The organism is Amycolatopsis eburnea (assembly GCF_003937945.1).
In the GTDB taxonomy this organism is placed as follows: Bacteria; Actinomycetota; Actinomycetes; order Mycobacteriales; family Pseudonocardiaceae; genus Amycolatopsis; species Amycolatopsis eburnea.
Map to the genome: position 1 here is coordinate 1 of NZ_RSEC01000070.1, position 269 is coordinate 269.

At 57.2% G+C, this 269-nt stretch carries 1 rRNA gene; it reads left to right on the top strand.

Going from position 1 to position 269, the window contains the following annotated elements:
* Positions 1–269, top strand: a 23S ribosomal RNA gene (locus EIY87_RS47460); the annotation flags it as partial.

The following is a 269-nucleotide window of genomic DNA, read 5'->3' on the forward strand; positions in this document are numbered from 1 at the left end:
GTAATAGCTCACTGGTCAAGTGGTCCTGCGCCGACAATGTAGCGGGGCTTAAGCACACCGCCGAAGCTGTGTCATTCATGCAATACATCGGCTTCACTCCTTGAGGGTGTTGTCTAGTGGTATGGATGGGTAGGGGAGCGTCCTGCATCCAGGGAAGCCGTGGCGGAAGCTAGCGGTGGAGGGTGTGGGAGTGAGAATGCAGGCATGAGTAGCGAATGCAGAGTGAGAAACTCTGCCGCCGGATGACCAAGGGTTCCTGGGCCAGGCTA